Below are 16,492 nucleotides of genomic sequence, written 5' to 3'. Positions count from 1 at the left end.
AGCGGCGTGCGGGCCTTCGACAAGGCCGCCGAAGCCTCGATGATCGCCGAGATCGAAGCCGCCAAAAAAGACGGCGACACCCTGGGGGGTGTCGTGGAAGCCGTCGTGACCGGCCTGCCGATCGGGCTCGGGTCGTTCACCAGCGGCGACAACCGCCTCGACAGCCAACTCGCCGCCGCCGTCTTTTTTGGCGGCTTCGATCTCGGCGATCATCGAGGCTTCGGCGGCCTTGTCGAAGGCCCGCACGCCGCTGTCGTCGATCGCGGTCAGGTCGCTGGGCTGCGGCGGCGGCCCGTCGTACGGCGCGGAGTCGCCGATCGAGATGACGTGCGAGAGCACCTCGACGCCGAGGGCTTGGCGGAGGAATTGACGGGCGACGGTGCCGGCCGCGACGCGGGCGGCGGTTTCGCGGGCGCTGGCCCGCTCCAATACCGGTCGGGCGTCGTCGAATTCGTACTTGAGCATGCCGGCGTAGTCGGCGTGGCCGGGCCGTGGCCGGGTGAGCGGCGCATTGCGCGCAACTTCCAACTCCGCTGCGTCGACCGGGTCGGGGGCCATCACGGTTTCCCACTTGGGCCACTCGGTGTTGCCGACCTCGATGGCGATCGGCCCGCCGAGCGTGACGCCGTGGCGCACGCCGGCCAGCACGGTCACCTGGTCGCGCTCGAATTTCATCCGGGCGCCGCGACCGTAGCCGAGGCGGCGGCGGGCCAGCTGGTCGGCGATGTCGTCGGAGGTGATCGCGAGCCCGGCGACCATGCCTTCGACCACGGCCACCAGTGCTCGGCCGTGGGATTCACCAGCAGTAGTCCATCGCAACACGAGTCCCATCTTCCCATGACGGCCGTCGACAAGGAAAAACGTCGGCGTTAGCGGGACGGTTGCAGTTGGGGCGCGAGGAAAGCCCTCAGCGCCGCAATGACCGCAGTGCGGCGTATTGCCAGATGCCCAGCACGAGCATGACCAGCCCAGCGTCGGCCAACGCCCAATTGCCCGCGCGGCTCAGCCCCAGCCAGTCCAGACCCGCCGCAGCAAGCGAGAGCGGGGCCAATACGAAGTTCGTCACCACGAAACCGGTCACCAGCCCACGCGTCACCCGCATGCGGTTCACGCCGAGCACCAGGAACGGCCCGAAGATCGCGAACACGAGCCCGACGTCAAGAAGCACCGCACGCGGTACGCCCCATGAGTGGGACAGCGGAGCGCTAAGAGCGGCGACCACGGCGCCTGTGGCGGTCCAGAAAATGAGGTCGGCGTACAGGGATCGCCGACGGGATGTATCGGTGGATCGTGAAATCGCAGTAGTTGTCATGCCTGCCCGAACTGGGCACCGCGACGGGAACACCGGTCGACGGCCCCGACACCGCGCGCGGGCAACAGGGCGAGTACCTCACCACCGCCCAAGGGGCGCGGCTCTACGACACCGATCATTCACTGAAAGCCGGCGAGCGCGGCCCGACCCTTCTCCAGGATCATCATCTGCGCGAGAAGATCACCCACTTCGACCACGAGCGCATTCCCGAGCGCGTGGTGCATGCGCGCGGGGCGGGCGCCCACGGCGTGTTCCGCGCCAACGGTGCTGCCGAAAAAATCTGCAAGGCAGAGTTTCTCAAGTCCGGCAGCGAGACAGCGGTCTTCGTTCGGTTCTCGACGGTGCTGGGTTCGCGCGGATCGGCGGACACCGTGCGGGACACTCGCGGGTTCGCCACCAAGTTCTACACCGGCGAGGGCACGTTCGACCTGGTCGGCAACAACATTCCGGTGTTCTTCATCCAGGACGGCATCAAGTTCCCCGACATCATTCACGCCGGCAAGCCGCATCCGGATCGCGAGATCCCACAAGCCCAGTCCGCGCACGACACGTTCTGGGACTTCGTGTCCCTGCACACCGAAGCCTCCGCACACACCATGTGGAACATGTCCGACCGGGGCATTCCGCGCTCCTACCGGACGATGGAAGGTTTTGGCGTACACACCTTCCGGCTGATCGCGCAGGACAACTCCACATCGCTGGTGAAGTTCCACTGGAAGCCGCGACTGGGGGTGCACTCGCTGGTGTGGGAGGAGGCGCAGATCGCCGCGGGCGTCGATCCCGATTTCCACCGCCGCGATCTCGCCGACGCGATCGAGTCCGGCGCGTATCCCGAGTGGGACTTGGGCGTACAGGTTTTTCCGGATACTCCCGAGCAGACCTTCGAGGGCATCGATCTTCTCGACCCCACCAAGTTCGTGCCCGAAGAGCTGGCCCCGGTCCAGATCGTCGGCACCATGCAACTCAACGCCAACCCGACTAACTTCTTCGCCGAAACGGAGCAGGTGGCGTTCCACGTCGGCCATCTGGTTCCCGGCATCGACGTCACCGACGACCCGCTATTGCAGGCGCGGCTGTTCTCGTACTTGGACACCCAGATCACCCGGCTCGGGGGTCCGAATTTCGCGCAAATCCCGATCAACCGCCCGCACGCGCCGGTCAACGACATGCTGCGCGACGGGTTCCACCAACACGGCGTCCATCCCGGGGTTGCACCGTATCGTCCCAACTCGCTCGACGGCGGCTGCCCGTTCACCGCCGGGGCCGACGTCGGCGCGTTCATCGAGGCGCCAGTTCCGCTGCCGGCGTCCACCAAACGCCGCGCCAATCCCGCCAGCTATGACGACCACTTCAGCCAGGCCACCCTGTTCTATCGCAGCCTGACCCCTGTCGAACAGGCGCACGTCATCGGTGCGTATGCCTTCGAGCTGGGCAAGTGCTACGAGCAGACGATCAAGGAACGCACCCTCGCGGTGCTGGCACGCATCGACACGGAACTGTGCGAATCCGTCGCGGCGCGACTGGGTCTGCAGGCAACGGTCCCCGCGACGCCCCCGGTAGCGCCGGCGCCCAGCCCGGCTCTGTCGCAGGTCGGCCAACGGTGGCCGGCGGCGGGCCGCCGGATCGGCATCCTCACCGACGCCGACTCCGACATGGGTGACGTAGCGGCAGCGGTCGCATCGATCACCGCAGCCAAGGTGGTCCCGCTGGTTTTCGCCCCGCACGGCGGCACTCTGGAACACGACGGTGTCCCGGTGCCGATTTCGCGCACCTACTTCACCGGGCGCTCGGTGGAGCTCGATGCCGTCCTCGTCGCAGGATCGCCGGACGACGCGAATGCGCGGATCATCGTCGACGAGGCGTTTCGTCATCTCAAACCGGTCGCCGTGCTACCCCCGGGATCGACACTCGTTGCGGCAGCAGGTGTTCCGCTCGAAGCAGCGGGTGTCTTCGCCGAATCGGACGCCTCGCACCTCGTCGCGTCACTCGTCGCCGGCCTCGAGCACCATCGCGTGTGGGACAGATCCGTCGCAAGCTGATCATCGAATAATCAGCCCGACCGCCGCAGCGCTGGCCGCGCACATCGACGGACCATGCGGCACTGCCCGCATCGACCAGCCGACGCGCGCCACGATGCCGACCACCGCGGTCAGCGCCGGCGCCACAAGAGCCGCAAGTAACCATGCGTCCGCGCCGAAACATCCCGTCAGCGCGCCCAGCCCGAGGGCCAGCTTGACGTCACCGGCACCCATCGCCCGAGGAGCGACTAGGTGGACCAGCAGGTAGACAGCGGCCAACGCGGCCCCGCCGACCAATGCCGCTCGACAATGACCAAAACCAGCCGCCGCCAGCATGATCAGCGCGAACCCCGGAATCGTCAGCGGATTGGGCAGCCGCCGTTGCCGGATGTCGTAGCACGACAGCGCCGCCATCCAGGCCAGAGCGAGCTCAATCAGCATGCGCCGCACGCTAATCCAGCGCGGCCTCCATCGCCGCTCGCGGAGCGGGTAGCCCTGTGAATTGTTCGACTTGCGCGAAAGCCTGGTGCAGCAGCATCTGCAGACCGCCGATCACCCGACCACCTGCGGCAGAAACCGCGACGGCCAGCGGTGTGGGCCACGGGTCGTAAATCGCGTCGAGCAGTACCGGCACAGCGGCGAAGTCGTCGGCGTAGCCCGCCGCGACGTCCGCGGGCAGCGTACTGACCAATGCCTGGGCAGAGCACACCGCATCGCGGACCCCGCCGCCGTCGAGGTCGCAAAAGCGGGCGGAGGCGCCGACCCGGTGAGACAGATCGACCAACCGCGCGGCCTTGTCGGCATTACGCGCCACCACAGTGATGTCGGTGACGCCGAGTTCGGCCAGCGCCACGATCGCCGCGGGCGCGGTGCCGCCCGAGCCCGCGACCACCGCCGCACCGCTGGCCGCGCCCAGTGCGCCCTTGACGCCGTCGACGTCGGTGTTGTCGGCCCGCCAGCCGCGCGGTATCCGCAGCAACGTGTTGGCCGACCCGACCAGCTCGGCCCGCTCGGTTCGCTCGTCGGCGAATTGCAGCGCGGCGAATTTGCCGGGCATGGTCACCGAGACACCAACCCAGTCAGGGCCCAATCCGCTTACCACGCCGGGTAATTCGTCGGCGTCACACTCGATGCGCTCGTAGGTCCAGCCGTCCAGACCGAGCGCGCGGTAAGCGGCCAGATGCAGCTGCGGGGAGCGCGAGTGAGCGATCGGCGAGCCGAGAACCGCCGCCTTCTTTGGCGCCCGATCAGCGCGCGCTGTCGAGGACACCGTTGCGTTTGGCCAACTCGATGTTGGCCAGATGCTGTTGATAGTCGCGGGTGAACACCGTCGTGCCCTGGGTGTCGATCGTGACGAAGTACAGCCAGTCACCGTCCTCGGGGTGCTCGGCGGCTTTGAGGGCATCGATGCCGGGCGAGCAGATCGGCGTCGCCGGCATCCCCTCGGCGGCGTAAGTGTTCCACGGCGTCGCTTGGGCGCGGTCGCTGTCGGTGGTGGCCACCTCGCGGCGATCCAGCGGATAGTTCACCGTCGAGTCGAACTCGAGCTTTCGATGCTCCGCGAGCCGGTTGTAGATGACTCGCGCCACCTTCGCGAAATCTTGCGGCTTGGACTCGCGCTGCACCAGCGACGCGACCACCAGCACGTTGTACGGCGACATGTTCATCGCCGTGGCGGTGTCTTGCAAACCCGACTTCATGTACAGCTCGGCGCTGGAATTGATCAGCGTGGACATGATCTCTTCTGGAGACGCCGAGGGGTTGATGTTCCACGTCCCCGGCGCGATCAGGCCTTCGATCCGACGGTGGTCGTCGCCCATCGCCGTCACCGACGGCACAGCCCACGGTGGCACCAAAAGCGAAGGCAGTGGCGTCTTTTCGGCCGCCGCATGCAGATCGGTGTCCGAGACACAGTGCTTGTTTCCATCCAGCTCGACGCAGCTTGCCTTGGAGATCATCGTGAAGATCCCCGGCGTGGTGTCGTTGGTCTTGACGTCGGCGGTGTCGTCGAGTTGCTGTCCCTCGGGGATCACCAGCTTGCCCACCCGGTTGCCCGGATCGACGAGCCGCTTCACCGCCGCGGCCGCCGGAATCTCGGTGCGCATCCGGTAATAACCGGGCTGGATCGCGCTGATCGCGTGGTTGTCTTCCGCTGCTCCAAGGAATGCCTTGACAGTCTTGACGACGTTCTCCTTGTGGAGCGTCTCGCCGATCGCCGTGGTCGAGTCGCCGGAATGCACCTCTACCACCAGGTCCTGCTTGCCGTCGCCGGCGAAGTCGTATCGCGAACCGCCGCCGTGCCACAGCCTGGAACCGACGAACACCGCCGCGATCACCACACCGATGGCCAGACTCAGCAAAATGCCGCGGGTGGTCCTGCGTCGACGACGCTCCCGCTCGGCGCGCGCTCGTTCGGCGCGCGAACTTCTGCGCCGCGACGACCGAACCGCCACCGGCCCAGGACGCGATCGGCTGTCAGACACCGTTGACCTCCCCGGGCGACATGGAACGGCGCTCGTCGAGCCAACCCTGCAGGATGGCCACCGCCGCCGCCTGGTCGATGACCCTACGCTGACCCTTCGCCCGTAGCCCGGCCTGCCGCAGCGACCGCTGCGCGCTCACGGTGGTCAACCGCTCGTCGGCCATTCGCACCGGAACCGGCGCAATCCGGCCCGCCAAGACGTCGGCCAGCTCGATCGCATCGAGGGCGGCGGGGCCGGTGCGATCGGCCAACGTTCGCGGCAGCCCGACAATCACCTCGACGACCTGCAGCTCGGCGACCAGCTCGGCCAACCGTCGGATGTGCTTGGTGGACCGGTCGCGGCGAACCGTCTCGACCGGCGTCGCCAGGATGGCGTCTGGGTCGCTGGCCGCCACCCCGACGCGAACGCTGCCCACGTCGATGCCCAGCCGTCGTCCGGGTCCGGGATCGTCCCCACCAGGCCGGTCCGGCAGGCGATGCGGCGAGTCCACTCAGCCGGCCCTTGTGATCTCTGCCCGCAACGCATCCAGTGCCGCGTCGATACCTGACGAATCCTTACCCGACCCCTGGGCGAGATCGGCCTTCCCGCCGCCGCGACCATCGACCGCCGCGGCGAGCGGTGTGATCAAGTCGTTGGCGCGCAGGCCGAGATCCTGGGCGGCGGGGTTGGTGGCGACGGCGTAGGGAACGCTGCCGCCGTCACCCTCGGCGATCAACGCGACCACCGCGGGGTCGGTGCCGAGCTTGCCGCGGATGTCGCCGGCCAGCGCCCGCAGATCGGCGGCCGTCATGCCGGCCGACATTCGCTGCGCCACCAGACGGACGTTACCGATGTGCTGTGCTCCGGCGGCGGCGTTCGCCGCAGTCGCCCGTGCGTTCGCCAGCCGGTTTCGTTCTAGTTCTTTTTCCGCCGCCTTCAACCGCTCCACCAGGTTCGCCACCCGGGCGGGCACCTCGTCGGAGGGCACCTTCAGCGACGAGGCCAGCCCGGCCATCAGCGCGCGCTCCTTGGCCAGATGCTTGAACGAGTCCAGCCCGACGTAGGCCTCAACCCGGCGTACGCCGGAGCCCACCGAGGATTCGCCGAGGATGGTCACCGGCCCGATCTGCGCCGAGTTGTGCACGTGGGTGCCACCGCACAGCTCCAGCGAGAAGGGCCCACCGATCTCCACCACGCGCACTTCGTCCGGGTAGGACTCGCCGAACATGGCCATCGCGCCCATCGCTTTGGCCTTCTCCAGCTTCTCGAGGAAGGTGTGCACTTCGTAGTCGGCCTGCACGGCCTCGTTGGTCACTTGTTCGACCTGACTGAGCTGCTCGGGGGTCAGCGCCCCCTGGCTGTTGAAGTCAAATCGCAGATAGCCCGGTCGGTTCAGCGATCCGGCCTGAACAGCGTTGGGGCCCAAGACTTGTCGCAACGCGGCGTGCACCATGTGGGTACCCGAGTGCCCCTGGGTCGCCCCTTTGCGCCAGTCCGGATCCACCGCCGCGACGACGGTGTCGCCTTCGACGAACTCCCCCGACTCGACGTTGACGCGGTGCACCCACAGGGTTTTCGCGATTTTCTGCACGTCGGTGACGGCGGCCTTGGCGCTCTCGCTGGATCCGGTGCCGCTGATGGTGCCGGCGTCGGCGACCTGACCACCCGACTCGGCGTACAGCGGTGTGCGGTCGAGGACGAGCTCCACGCGGTCCGCGCCCGCGAACTCTTCGGTTCCGTGCGTCACCACCGGCACCCGCTTGCCGTCGACGAAGATGCCCAGAATCTTTGCCTGCGAAGATAATTCGTCGAATCCGGTGAATTCGGTCGGCCCGGCGTCGACCAGCTCGCGGTAGGCGGTCAGGTCGGCGTGGGCGTGTTTACGCGCGGCGGCGTCGGCCTTCGCGCGGCGGCGCTGCTCGGCCATCAGCTCGCGGAAACCGAGCTCGTCGACCTTGAGATCCGCTTCGGCCGCCATCTCGAGGGTGAGCTCGATCGGGAAGCCGTAGGTGTCGTGCAGCGTGAATGCGTCCGAGCCGGACAGCACCGTCGCGCCGGACGCCTTGGTGGCGGCGGCCGCCTCTTCGAACAGGCGCGAACCCGATTGCAGCGTCCGGTTGAACGCGGCCTCCTCGGCGACCGCGACGCGGGCGATCCGGTCGAAGTCGGCGACCAGCTCGGGGTAGGACGGGCCCATCGCGTCGCGGACGGTGGCCATCAGCTCGCCGACGATCGGGCCGTCGATGTCAAGCAGCCGTGCCGAGCGGATGACCCGGCGAAGCAGCCGGCGCAGCACGTAGCCGCGTCCGTCGTTGCCGGGGCTGACCCCGTCACCGATCAGGATCGCGGCGGTGCGGCTGTGGTCGGCGATGATGCGGTAGCGGACGTCGTCGTCGTGGTTGCCGACGTCGTAGCCGCGTGGCGCCCGGCTAGCCACCACGTCGATCACCGGGCGAAGCAGGTCGGTTTCGTAGACGTTGGCCACGCCCTGCAGCAGGAACGCGACCCGCTCGACACCCATGCCGGTGTCGATGTTCTTGCGGGGCAACGGGCCCAGGATCTCGAAGTCGTCCTTGCCGGTGCCCTCGCCACGCTCGTTCTGCATGAACACGAGATTCCAGATCTCGAGGTAGCGGTCCTCGTTGGCTTCCGGGCCGCCGTCGACGCCGAACTGCGGGCCGCGGTCGTAATAGATCTCCGACGACGGGCCGCACGGGCCGGGGATGCCCATCGACCAGTAGTTGTCGGCCATGCCACGGCGCTGGATCCGCTCGATCGGCAGGCCCGCGATCTCGCGCCACAGTTCGATGGCTTCATCGTCGTCGAAATAGACGGTGGCCCAAAGCTTCTCAGGGTCGAAGCCGTAGCCGCCGTCTTCCACTTTGTTCGTCAGCAGGGTCCACGCCAGCTCGATGGCCTCGCGTTTGAAGTAGTCGCCGAAGGAGAAGTTGCCGGCCATCTGGAAAAAGGTGTTGTGCCGGGTGGTGATCCCGACCTCGTCGATATCGGGTGTGCGGATGCACTTCTGGATGCTGGTCGCGGTCGGATAGGGCGGCGTGCGCTGGCCGAGGAAGAAGGGGACGAACTGCACCATGCCGGCGTTGACGAACAGCAAGTTGGGGTCGTCGAGAATCACCGAGGCACTCGGCACCTCGGTGTGGCCCGCCTTCACGAAATGATCGAGGAACCTCTTCCTGATCTCGTGTGTCTGCACTTCCCTGCTTCCTCTTCTGCCCTGCCGCTACCAGCTATTCGACCGCATCACGGTACCGGTCCGGCTAACCGGCCCGCACACGCGACGAGTCATCCCTGCACGAACGACAAGCGCACCGAGCGTCGCGGGTTGTCCCGGTTCAGGTCGACCAGAACCACGCTCTGCCAGGTGCCCAGCAGCGGCTCCCCCGCTTGGACCGGCACCGTGATCGACGGCGCGACGATGGCCGGCATCACATGATCGGCGCCGTGGCCGAACGATCCGTGGGCGTGACGGTAGCGGTCATCGCGCGGCAGCAGCCGCTCCAACGTGTCGACCAGGTCGTCATCGGAACCGGCGCCGGTCTCGATGATCGCTACCCCGGCTGTCGCGTGTGGGACGAAGACGTTGCACAGGCCGTCGCCCCGCGGAAAGCAGAACGCGCGCACTGAGTCGGTCAGATCGACGATACGGCGACGCGCGGTATCGACATCCAGCACATCGGTATTCACCTGACCAGCCTACGTATCTGCCCATTGTCATGGCGAATCCAGCGGAGGAAGGTGGGCAGTGGACCGGTGGCGCCACCGGGGCGCTGCCCCCGAACAAGGAGGGCTGGATGATGTACGCGCGCTCAACAACTATTCAGGCGCAACCATCCTCTATCGACGCCGGAGTTGCGCATGTCCGCGACGCCGTCATGCCGAGGCTTCAGGATGTCGACGGCTGCGTCGGCCTGTCGTTGCTGGCCGACCCGGAGTCCGGCCGATGCATCGTGACCACCGCGTGGGAAACCGAAGAGGCGATGCATGCCGCGGCTGAGGCGAGCCGGCCGATGCGGGAAGAAGCTGCACAGGTGTTCGGCGCCAGCGGCAGCCCGACGGTCGAAGAGTGGGAGATCGCGGTGCTGCACCGGGATCACCGCTCCGGTGAGGGCGCTTGCGCACGCGCGACGTGGGTGCAGCTGCCGCCAGAACAACTCGATGGAGGCATCGAGTTTTTCAAGACGTCGGTCATGCCTGAGATCGAGGCACTCGACGGCTTCTGCAGCGTCAGCCTGCTGGTAGATCGCGCATCCGGGCGCTGTGTGTCCTGTGCATCCTTCGAGAGCCTAGAAGCGATGGAAAGCACCAGAGACCAAGAAAAGACCCTCAGGGGTCAGAAGATCCGCGAGGCGGGTGCCAACGAGCTCGACCACAGCGACTTCGAGTTGCGGGTCGCGCGTCTGCGAGCACCCGAGCTCGTCTGATCGAGGTGAGGGCGTAAGCCGGCCGAACCGAGCGATCGGCTTTCGGCCGGTACCGCCATGCGCCCATTGCCATAGCCAACCGGCCAGAGGAAGGTGGTTCAAAGAACCGGTGGCGCCACCGGGGCGCCGCTTCCCGAGCGAGGAGGGGTTGCTGATGTACGCGCGCTCAACAACTATCGAGGCCCAACCGTCGTCCATCGACGCCGGGATCGCGCACGTTCGCGATGTCGTCATGCCGGCACTTGAGAAGGTCGACGGATGCCTCGGCATGTCGTTGTTGGTGGACCGCGACTCTCGTCGTTGCATTGCCACCAGCTCGTGGGAGAACGAACAGGCGATGCGCGCGAGCGCCCGTGCGCTACGGCCCGTTCGCGATCAAGCGGCACAGACCTTCGGCGGTAGCCCGACAGTCGATGAATGGGAGATCGCGGTCCTACACCGTGACCATCCCTCGCAGCCCGGTGCCGGTGTGCGGGCTACCTGGCTGGTAGTGCGACCGGACCAGTTCGACCGGGCCATCGAGTTCTACCGGGAGTCGGTGCTGCCGGCGATCGAGGAGCTCGAAGGATTCTGCAGCGCCAGCCTTATGATCGACCGCGCGTCGTGGCGCGCGGTGTCGTCGTCGACGTTCGACAGCCTGGAGGCCATGCAACGCAACGAAGAGGCCGCTCGCTCGCTGCGGACCGCACGCCTTCGCGACCTCGGCGCTGACCAGTTCGACGTCGGCGAGTTCGAACTCGCGATCGCCCACCTGCGAGTGCCCGAACTGGTCTAACGGGTTCTGTTGAGCAGCGCTGCGCGCTCGAGCGTGGCCTGGGCCATCTTGACGTGCGCCGCATCGACCAGGACACCGTTGACGCCGACCGCACCGAGGCCCTTCTGCTCGGCTTCACGGTAGGCCGCGACGTTGCGCTCGGCGAGCGCGATCTCTTCGTCGGTCGGCGCGTACACCTTGTTGGCGATCTCGATCTGGCTCGGGTGGATCGCCCACTTGCCGGTGTATCCCATCAGCGCGGCCCGCCGCGCATCGCGCTCGTAGCCCGCCAGGTTGCCGTAGTCCGGGTAGGGCGCGTCGATCGCATCGACGCCGGCGATGCGAGCGGCGACGATCACTTTGTTGCGGGCGTAGGCCCAGAAGTCACCGGGATATTCGCCCAGCGGGTCGAAGTTGGTGTCCACCCGGGCGCCCTGCGACAGCGAGAAGTCGCCGACACCGAAGATCACCGCATCCAGCCGGGGGCTCGCGGCCGCGATCTCCTCGGCGTGAGCCAGCCCTTCGACCTCCTCGATGAGCACTTCGAGGCGGATCTGGCGCGACAGGCCGAGCTTGGCCTCCAGTTGGGTGAGAAGCACGTCGATCCACCAAACATCGCGTGCCCGAAGCGCTTTCGGAATGATGATGGTGTCCAGGTTGTCCCGCGCCCCGGTGACGACCTCGACGACATCGTCGTGGCACCACTGCGTGTCGAGGCCGTTGATGCGAATCGCCCGGGCGGTGTGTCCCCAGTCGAGGTCGTTGAGCGCCGCGATGGCCTTGTCGCGGGCCGCTTCCTTGTGGGCTGGGGCGGTGGCGTCCTCGAGGTCGAGGAAGACCAAGTCGGCATCCGATGCCGCGGCCTTGGCGAACATGTGCTCATTGGCGGCGGGAACGGCAAGTTCGGAGCGGCGCAACAGTGCTTTTTTCAAGCTCATCGGCTAGTTCCTTTCACAGCACGCCCCGGGCGTGCAGGTCGTCGATGTCGCCGTCGGACAGCCCGAGCAGCTCGCCATACACCTCGGCGTTGTTCTCACCGATCCGCGGGCCGAGGTGGCCGACGCGGCCGGTCGCGCCGGAGAACCGCGGGACCGGCGCTTGCACGGTCATCGCGCCGAGTTCGTCGTCGGCGACTTTCACGAAGACTTCGCGGTGCGCGAGTTGCTCGTCGGCAACCAACTGGCTGATGTCGTATACCGGCGCGGCCGCCACCGCGGCGGCGTCGAAGATCGCCATCGCCTCGTCGAGCGTCTTGGTGGCCACCCAGTCGGCCACGACCTGGTCCACTTCGCGGGCGCGCGCCAGCCGGCGTTGCGGGTCGGAGAAGTCGGCGTCGTCGACCAAATCGGCGCGCCCGATCGCACGAAACACCCTGAGCGCCAACGCCGGTGAGCTTCCCGACATCGCCAGCCATTTGTCGTCGGCGGTGCGGTAGGTGTTGCGCGGCGCCGAGATGTCCCAGCGGTTGCCGGCCCGGGTAGGGACCTGGCCGAGTTGGTCGTAGCCGAGCAGGGTCTGTTCCAGCAGCCGAGCTAGCGGATCGATCAGGTTGATGTCGATCAACTGCCCCGAGGCGCCGTGTACGTCACGGTGATACAGCGCCATCATCACCGCGTAGGCGGCGTTCAGCGATGCCACCCCGTCGGCGAGCATGAACGGCGGCAATGTCGGTGGGCCGTTCTCCTCGCCGGTGATGTTGGCGAACCCGCTCATCGCCTCGCCGAGCGTGCCGAACCCGGGCCGCTCGCTTTTCGGCCCGGTCAGCCCGTAGCCGGTGATGTGCAGCATCACGATCTTGTCGTTGACGGCGCGCAGCGCGTCGTAGTCCAGCTCCCACTTGCGCAGGGTCGCCGGCCGGGTGTTGACGATCACCACATCGGCGTGTTCGACCAACTTCCGCAGCAGCGCCTGGCCTTCGGGGACCCGTAGGTTGAGGGTGATCGATCTCTTGTTGCGCGACAACGACTTCCACATCAGCCCGACGCCATCGACCTGGCTGCCCCAGGTGCGGATCGGGTCGCCGCCGTCGGGTTGCTCGATCTTGATGACGTCGGCGCCGAACTCTCCGAGGTAGGTGGCGGCCAGTGGCGCGGCGGCCAGCGTTGCGACGTCGAGAACCCGGATGCCGTCGAGCATCATGCCCCGACGGGAACGCCGACCGGCCGCTGCAGCCCGAGGTGATCGCGCAACGTCGACCCGGTGTAGGAGTCGCGGAACAGCCCGCGGTGCTGCAGTTCCGGAACCACCATCCGAACCACGTCTTCGAATGCGCCCGGCAAATGTGTTGCGGCCAAGACGAATCCGTCGCAGGCGCCGTCGTGGAACCACTCCTCCATCTGATCGGCGACCTGCTTGCCGGTGCCGACGAACCGTGGGCCCTGCAGCAGGGTGGCACGGTGGCCGGCCAGGTCGCGCAGGGTGATCTTGTCACCGATGTGAGCGCGCAGGTTCTGCACCAATCCGCGGATCCCCGACACATTTTCGATCAGCTCGTCGGTGATCGGGTCGTCGAGGCCGTGCCTGGCGAAGTCGTAATTCATCAACTCCGACAACAGGGTCAGCGACGCCATCGGGTGCACCATGCCGTCGAGGAACATCCGTTCACGCTCCTTGGCGTGGTCTTCGCTCTCACCGACCACGGCGTAGGCCATCGGGCAGAGCTTGACCGAGTCAGGGTCGCGGCCCGCTGCGCCGATGCGTTCCTTCTGGTCGGCGTAGTGACTGCGGGCGACCTCGATACCTGGGTCGCCGGTGAAGATCAAATCGGCCCAGCGCGAGGCGAATTCACGTCCGCGGCCCGACGAGCCGGCCTGGATGATGACCGGGCGCCCCTGCGGGGTCCGCGGCACCGTGAGCGGCCCGCGCACCGAGAAGAACTCGCCGTTGTGGTGAAGTTCGTGAACCTTGTCCGGATCGGCATAGATACCGTTGACGCGGTCGTGCAAGATCGCGTCGTCTTCCCATGTGTCCCACAGTCCAACGGTGGCCTCCATAAATTCCTCGGCGCGGTCGTAGCGGGCGTCGTGGCCCAAATGCGTTTCCAGACCGAAATTTTGGGCCTCGCTGTCGTTGACCGAGGTGACGACGTTCCACGCCGCCCGACCGCCGGAGAGGTGGTCGAGCGTGGCGAAGGTCCGGGCGATGTGGAACGGCGTGTAGTAGGTGGTGGAACCCGTCGCGCCCAGCCCGATGCGCGACGTCGCCTGCGCGAGCACGCCCAACACGATCGAGAGGTCCAGCTTCACCGGTCGAGCGCCGTACTTGACGGCGTCGGCGACCGAGCCGCCGTAGATACCCGGCATGGCCAGCCGGTCGTCGAAGAACATCAGGTCGAAGCAGCCCTGCTCCAGCTGTTGCCCGATCTTGGCGTAGTAGGACGCGTCGAGATAGCCGTGCTCGGTGGCCGGATGACGCCATGATCCGGCATAGACCGACGTGCTGCCCGCTTGCATGAAGGCGACGAGCGCCATCTGTCGTGAGGTCATGATTGATGTCTAACATCTGATATATTAGATTTCAAGTTGAGGTGTGATCGCGGGAAAACACGACCCGCGACATTGCCGAGCGACATGTCCTGAACGGGGGTCGCCCACTGGCCGAATGGCCGGAGCAAAGCGGAGATCAATGGCCTCGCGCGATCTTGTGCGATCGCGGCACACGCCTGGCCAACCCGGCATACCGTGAGGTCCATGAAGCGAGGATTTGCGCGTCTAGCAGCGGCTGTGCTGTTACCCGCGAGTCTGGCGCTGGCCGTTCTCGGACCGGGTGCGGGCACAGCCCAGGCATATAAATACGGGCCCTTCCAGTGGTGCCCCGGGCAACCCCTGCCGAATGATCCGCCGCGGTCGGATGCGGACCTGGTGTGGGATATGGGTGTTTGCCACACCTACTACTTCGAGTACGACGTGCGGACGAAGGCTCCGGCGCATTACTGGGAGGGGCCGAACCTCTTTCCGACGCCGATCCCGCCGCCTCCCCCGCCGGCGAATCCGCCGGACATCGCGCAGCAATGCCCGGGACTCATCCCGTTCGTCAACTGCCTGCCCGGCCTTTAGGAGCGCTTGCGCCGGATGATCGCCCGCAGCTTGTCGAGCCGACCACCGATCTCGCGCTCGGCGCCGCGGCCGGTAGGCAGGTAGTAGTCGACCCCGACCAGATCGTCGGGTGGATACTGTTGCGGCACAACACCATCCGGATCGTCATGCGAATACTTGTAGCCCTGGGCGTTGCCCAGGGCGGCGGCGCCCGAATAGTGCCCGTCGCGCAGATGCGGCGGTACCAGACCCGCCTTGCCGGCACTGATGTCTGACATCGCCGCCCCGATCGCGGCGGTGACGGCATTCGACTTCGGCGCTGTCGCTAGGTAGACGGTGGCGTGCGCCAGCGTCAGCTTCGCCTCGGGCATCCCGATCAGCGCGACCGTCTGCGCGGCGGCGACCGCGGTCTGCAACGCCTGAGGATCGGCCATGCCGATGTCCTCGCTGGCCAGGATCATCAGCCGGCGCGCGACGAATCGCGGATCCTCACCGGCGACCAGCATCCGAGCCAGGTAGTGCAACGCGGCGTCGACGTCAGAGCCGCGGACCGACTTGATGAAGGCGCTGATCACGTCGTAGTGCTGGTCGCCGTCGCGGTCGTAGCGGACAGCGGCCTTGTCCAGCGACTGTTCGATGGTCTCGACCGTGACCTGCTCCCCCGCCTCGGCCGCCACCTCGAGCGCGGTCAGCGCCCGCCGGGCATCACCGGCGGCCAACCGGACCAATAGATCGACGGCCTCCGGCGTCACCTGCACCTTCCCATCCAGGCCGCGCGGGTCGTCGATCGCGCGCTGCACCACCACCCGCACGTCGTCGGAAGTCAACGGGTGCAGCTGCAGGATCAGCGATCGCGACAACAGCGGCGCCACCACCGAAAACGACGGGTTCTCGGTGGTCGCCGCCACCAGCAACACGACCCGGTTCTCGACGGCGGCCAGCAACGCGTCCTGCTGGGTCTTGGAAAACCGGTGTACCTCGTCGATGAACAACACGGTCTGCTGGCCGTGGGCCGCGGCACGGCGGGCGGTATCGATCACCGCGCGCACTTCCTTGACTCCGGCCGACAAGGCCGACAGCGCCTCGAAGCGGCGGCCGGTGGCCTGCGACACCAACGAAGCCAGCGTGGTCTTCCCGCTGCCGGGCGGCCCGTAGAGAATGGCCGATGCCATCCCCGAGCCTTCGACCAACCGCCGCAGCGGTGAGCCCGGTTGCAGCAGATGATCCTGCCCGACGACCTCCTCGAGACTCGAGGGACGCATCCGAACCGCCAGTGGTGCGCCGGGCGGGATTCCGTGCACGGGCTCGCTATGACTGTCCTCGTCGGGGACGTCGAACAGACCGTCGGGCACGCAGTCAGGCATACCACGTGGGCGCGACACGTCAGCGCCCGGCGTGAGGTCACAGCGCCGCCGGCGAATACTTGCTAAGTTCGCCAATGCGCACGCCTGGACAACTTCCGACGACGAG

The 16,492-nt window shown here is 67.0% G+C and carries 15 protein-coding genes and 2 pseudogenes; 5 read left to right on the top strand and 12 right to left on the bottom strand.

The genetic code is table 11. The features are described 5' to 3' along the window. Positions 1-39: 39 nt before the first annotated feature. Positions 40-126, top strand: a pseudogene (locus tag A5658_RS29415) (hypothetical protein); the annotation flags it as partial. A gap of 63 nt (positions 127-189) precedes the next feature. On the opposite strand, the pseudogene A5658_RS18875 reads toward A5658_RS29415, so the two are convergent. Both A5658_RS18875 and A5658_RS28920 read right to left on the bottom strand, forming a co-directional pair. Next, a pseudogene (locus A5658_RS18875) lies at positions 190-831 on the bottom strand (chorismate synthase); the annotation flags it as partial. 76 nt (positions 832-907) lie between these two features. Beyond that, positions 908-1,168 (bottom strand): hypothetical protein, encoded by a 261-nt coding sequence (locus A5658_RS28920; protein ID WP_067338738.1) that lies wholly within the window; start codon positions 1,166-1,168, stop codon positions 908-910. A gap of 137 nt (positions 1,169-1,305) precedes the next feature. Between A5658_RS28920 and A5658_RS18865 the strand changes: the two genes are divergently transcribed. Further along, positions 1,306-3,351 carry a catalase gene (locus A5658_RS18865; RefSeq protein ID WP_082993288.1) on the top strand — a complete coding sequence of 682 codons (2,046 nt, stop codon included), beginning with the start codon at positions 1,306-1,308 and terminating at the stop codon, positions 3,349-3,351. Here the strand turns inward: A5658_RS18865 and A5658_RS18860 are convergent, their stop codons facing one another. The 6 genes from A5658_RS18860 to A5658_RS18835 form a co-directional block, all read right to left on the bottom strand. Then, complete coding sequence (locus A5658_RS18860; RefSeq protein WP_067338759.1) at positions 3,352-3,771, bottom strand: A24 family peptidase; 420 nt, start codon at positions 3,769-3,771, stop codon at positions 3,352-3,354. Positions 3,772-3,781: 10 nt separating this feature from the next. Beyond that, positions 3,782-4,600 (bottom strand): shikimate dehydrogenase, encoded by an 819-nt coding sequence (locus A5658_RS18855; protein WP_067338735.1) that lies wholly within the window; start codon positions 4,598-4,600, stop codon positions 3,782-3,784. Then, positions 4,578-5,813 carry an endolytic transglycosylase MltG gene (mltG, locus tag A5658_RS28915; RefSeq protein ID WP_082993287.1) on the bottom strand — a complete coding sequence of 412 codons (1,236 nt, stop codon included), beginning with the start codon at positions 5,811-5,813 and terminating at the stop codon, positions 4,578-4,580. The genes A5658_RS18855 and mltG overlap by 23 nt, the downstream gene beginning before the upstream one ends. Further along, positions 5,806-6,303: a Holliday junction resolvase RuvX gene (gene ruvX, locus A5658_RS18845; RefSeq protein WP_067338730.1), complete on the bottom strand. Its 498-nt coding sequence runs from the start codon at positions 6,301-6,303 to the stop codon at positions 5,806-5,808. Before ruvX ends, mltG begins: the two co-directional genes overlap by 8 nt. Continuing rightward, positions 6,304-9,006 carry an alanine--tRNA ligase gene (gene alaS / locus A5658_RS18840; RefSeq protein WP_067338727.1) on the bottom strand — a complete coding sequence of 901 codons (2,703 nt, stop codon included), beginning with the start codon at positions 9,004-9,006 and terminating at the stop codon, positions 6,304-6,306. It lies immediately after the preceding gene. An 89-nt stretch (positions 9,007-9,095) separates the two neighbouring features. Next, positions 9,096-9,485 (bottom strand): secondary thiamine-phosphate synthase enzyme YjbQ, encoded by a 390-nt coding sequence (locus A5658_RS18835; protein WP_197503162.1) that lies wholly within the window; start codon positions 9,483-9,485, stop codon positions 9,096-9,098. A gap of 122 nt (positions 9,486-9,607) precedes the next feature. Here A5658_RS18835 and A5658_RS18830 point away from each other — a divergent pair, with 122 nt between their 5' ends. Both A5658_RS18830 and A5658_RS18825 read left to right on the top strand, forming a co-directional pair. Then, a complete protein-coding gene (locus tag A5658_RS18830; RefSeq protein WP_067338757.1) occupies positions 9,608-10,234 on the top strand; it encodes an antibiotic biosynthesis monooxygenase in 627 nt (208 codons plus the stop codon). Between the two features lie 154 nt (positions 10,235-10,388). Beyond that, positions 10,389-11,009: an antibiotic biosynthesis monooxygenase gene (locus tag A5658_RS18825; protein ID WP_067338720.1), complete on the top strand. Its 621-nt coding sequence runs from the start codon at positions 10,389-10,391 to the stop codon at positions 11,007-11,009. Here A5658_RS18825 and A5658_RS18820 read toward each other — a convergent pair. Genes A5658_RS18820 through A5658_RS18810 form a run of 3 tightly spaced genes read right to left on the bottom strand, consistent with a single transcriptional unit; the run spans position 11,006 to position 14,473 of the window. Then, positions 11,006-11,926, bottom strand: a complete 921-nt coding sequence (locus A5658_RS18820; protein WP_067338716.1) for a CoA ester lyase — start codon at positions 11,924-11,926, stop codon at positions 11,006-11,008. The genes A5658_RS18825 and A5658_RS18820 overlap by 4 nt on opposite strands. Positions 11,927-11,939: 13 nt before the next feature. Further along, positions 11,940-13,124, bottom strand: a complete 1,185-nt coding sequence (locus A5658_RS18815; RefSeq protein ID WP_067338754.1) for a CaiB/BaiF CoA-transferase family protein — start codon at positions 13,122-13,124, stop codon at positions 11,940-11,942. Then, entirely contained in the window at positions 13,124-14,473 is a 1,350-nt protein-coding gene (locus tag A5658_RS18810) for an LLM class flavin-dependent oxidoreductase (protein ID WP_067338713.1), read from the bottom strand. The genes A5658_RS18815 and A5658_RS18810 overlap by 1 nt, the downstream gene beginning before the upstream one ends. Before the next feature lie 204 nt (positions 14,474-14,677). Here A5658_RS18810 and A5658_RS28220 point away from each other — a divergent pair, with 204 nt between their 5' ends. Next, entirely contained in the window at positions 14,678-15,043 is a 366-nt protein-coding gene (locus tag A5658_RS28220; RefSeq protein ID WP_156751546.1) for a hypothetical protein, read from the top strand. Here A5658_RS28220 and A5658_RS18800 read toward each other — a convergent pair. Further along, positions 15,040-16,386 carry a replication-associated recombination protein A gene (locus tag A5658_RS18800; protein ID WP_156751545.1) on the bottom strand — a complete coding sequence of 449 codons (1,347 nt, stop codon included), beginning with the start codon at positions 16,384-16,386 and terminating at the stop codon, positions 15,040-15,042. The genes A5658_RS28220 and A5658_RS18800 overlap by 4 nt on opposite strands. Positions 16,387-16,492 lie beyond the last annotated feature (106 nt).

The sequence above is a fragment of the Mycobacterium sp. 1245111.1 genome, from assembly GCF_001673405.1.
Lineage (GTDB): Bacteria > Actinomycetota > Actinomycetes > Mycobacteriales > Mycobacteriaceae > Mycobacterium.
Note: the sequence above shows the minus strand (reverse complement) of the source record. Positions and strands in the feature narration are given on the sequence as shown.